Genomic DNA, 2,323 nt, shown 5'->3' with positions numbered 1-2,323 from the left:
TTCCTGGGGTGCAGGGCCTCCAACAAACCCAGTACGGTCCAGCAGCCGATGACGGTGCCCTCCGGTCTTCCCCGCGCACGCGGGGCTGTTCCGCAGCACACCTGAGAGGGAGATGCACCATGGGAGTCTTCCCCGCGCACGCGGGGCTGTTCCCCGAAGACCTTTTCGTTGCAGCTGATCAGGGCCGTCTTCCCCGCGCACGCGGGGCTGTTCCCGCCATGCCGTCCACTGTGGACGGCTGGTGTCAGTCTTCCCCGCGCACGCGGGGCTGTTCCCCGGGACTCCCACGGCGACAGGCCCAGCACCGCGTCTTCCCCGCGCACGCGGGGCTGTTCCGCCACCGCGGAGCCGCTCGGTCGCCTCGACGTAGTCTTCCCCGCGCACGCGGGGCTGTTCCGTACGGCGTCGTCACTCTGTGGGCGACCCAGGCGGTCTTCCCCGCGCACGCGGGGCTGTTCCATCTGGGTGGCCCACCCCGGCCGGTGGTGCATCGTCTTCCCCGCGCACGCGGGGCTGTTCCACCGAGGACATGGGCGATGAGGACGGATCGTGGGTCTTCCCCGCGCACGCGGGGCTGTTCCCAGCCAGCCAGTGTCGGGCGGCCAGATGTCCACGTCTTCCCCGCGCACGAGGGGCTGTTCCGGCGAGCGCGCTCACCGTGCACCCCCGGTCAGGGTCTTCCCCGCGCACGCGGGGCTGTTACCCACCGCACCAACTCCGCCCCGTTCGCTGTTCCCGGTCCTGGGGGGTCCTCGTTGGGTGGGTTTGGTGCCCGGGGGCGCTGTCGCCGGTGGTGGCCAGCGGTGGTGCTATTCACGCTCGCGTGGGCGCTGGCGGGAGCGGCCTGTCCTGACGTCTGCCGTTCCGGGTGTCACGAGGACTGGGTAGCGACATGCCCGGCTCTGCTCTTGAAAAACAAGTGTGGAGTTGTACGGTGCCAGCATGCGGACGTACGGGGACGCGTGCGGGATCACCCGGGCGCTGGATGCGGTGGGGGAGCGGTGGGCGCTCCCGGTCGTGCGGGAGCTGGTGTTCGGGCCACGGCGGTACTCGGACCTCGCCGCCGCGCTGCCCGGCGTGAGCACGAACATCCTGGGCACCCGGCTGCGGGAGCTTGCCGAGGTCGGCGTGGTGGTCCGGCGGCGTCTCCCGCCGCCCACGCCGGTCGCGGTCTACGAACTCACTGCCTGGGGGCGGGCGCTCGAGCCGGTGCTGATCGCCCTCGGGCGGTGGGCCGCGCACACTCCGGTGGACCTCGCCGCCCAGGTCCTCAGCCCCTCCTCCTTCGCGTTGGCGCTGCGCACCACCTTCGATGCCTCCCTGGCCGCCGGACGCACGGTCGCGGTGCGGCTGGAGATGGGTGAGGACGTGTTCGACGCGCGGATCGAGGAGGGCGCGTTCCACATCGCCCGGGCCGCTCCCGACTCGCGACCGCCCGCCGTACGCGTGGCGGCCCCTCCTGCCGTCCTGTCAGACCTGACGTTCGGCTCCCTGTCAGTTGAGGCCGCCGAGCGCCGCCAGCTCGCCGTGGTCAGCGGTCCGCACGCGGACGTCGAGTCCCTGTTGTCCTGTTTCGTTCTCCCCGATCCACCCCCTGAGGAAGGACATTCGTGAGCAAGGTCGTCGTGGACATCTCCATGTCGTTGGACGGTTTCGTCACCGGCCCGAACGCCGGTCCGGACCAGGGCCTGGGGGAGGGCGGTGAGCCGATCCACCGCTGGGTCATGCCGGAGGAACCCTCGCCGGAGGACTCCGCGCTGTTGGATGCCGCGTTCAGGGCGACCGGGGCCGTCGTGATGGGTCGGCGGACGTTCGACGTGATCGACGGTGCCGCCGGTTGGAAGGACGACCTCGGCTACGGCTACAAGCAGGACCAGTCCCAGGCGCCCCCGAACTTCGTGGTGACCCACGAGCCCCCGGCGGACCCCCGGCACCAGACCGGTTTCACCTTCGTGACCGAGGGCGTGGCAGCGGCCGTCGCGGCCGCCCGGGAGGTCGCCGGCGACCGGGAGACCGTGATCATGGGTGGCGGGGACGTCTGCGGTCAGGCGCTCGCGCTCAACCTCGTCGACGAGCTCCGCATCCACCTGTCCCCGGTGTTGATGGGCTCGGGCACGCCACTCTTCGCCCACATCGACCAGCGCGTCCTGCTGTCGCAGGCGACGGTCGCGGTGACGCCGAACGCCACCCACCTGACCTACCAGCTGCCTCGGGACGAGCGCGAGGCCTGACCCGCCGGCCAAGCGCCCGCCTCCTTCGGGAGCCCACCGTGCCACCACCGGGTAGCACGGTGACGCGCCGGGGCGGGGGGTCGGCCCCGCCC

Annotated in this window: 2 protein-coding genes and 1 CRISPR repeat array; both genes read left to right on the top strand. The window is 71.8% G+C overall.

Annotated features, from left to right (window positions below):
- Positions 1-64: 64 nt before the first annotated feature.
- Positions 65-703: a CRISPR direct-repeat array (repeat unit 28 nt; unit sequence GTCTTCCCCGCGCACGCGGGGCTGTTCC).
- 239 nt (positions 704-942) lie between these two features.
- Positions 943-1,614: a winged helix-turn-helix transcriptional regulator gene (locus tag ACTIDRAF_RS0212255; protein ID WP_016699035.1), complete on the top strand. Its 672-nt coding sequence runs from the start codon at positions 943-945 to the stop codon at positions 1,612-1,614.
- On the top strand, positions 1,611-2,231 hold the full coding sequence (locus tag ACTIDRAF_RS0212250; RefSeq protein ID WP_016699034.1) for a dihydrofolate reductase family protein: 621 nt from the start codon (positions 1,611-1,613) through the stop codon (positions 2,229-2,231). The genes ACTIDRAF_RS0212255 and ACTIDRAF_RS0212250 overlap by 4 nt, the downstream gene beginning before the upstream one ends.
- Positions 2,232-2,323 lie beyond the last annotated feature (92 nt).

Source organism: Actinoalloteichus spitiensis RMV-1378, assembly GCF_000239155.1.
Taxonomy (GTDB): Bacteria; Actinomycetota; Actinomycetes; order Mycobacteriales; family Pseudonocardiaceae; genus Actinoalloteichus_B; species Actinoalloteichus_B spitiensis.
The sequence above is the reverse complement of the archived record's forward strand: the minus strand, read 5'-3'. Positions and strand labels throughout refer to the sequence as shown.

Bases quoted from the DNA above. Each gene is read 5' to 3' on its own strand.
- ACTIDRAF_RS0212255 (WP_016699035.1), top strand. From the start codon at position 943: ATGCGGACGTACGGGGACGCGTGCGGGATCACCCGGGCGCTGGATGCG.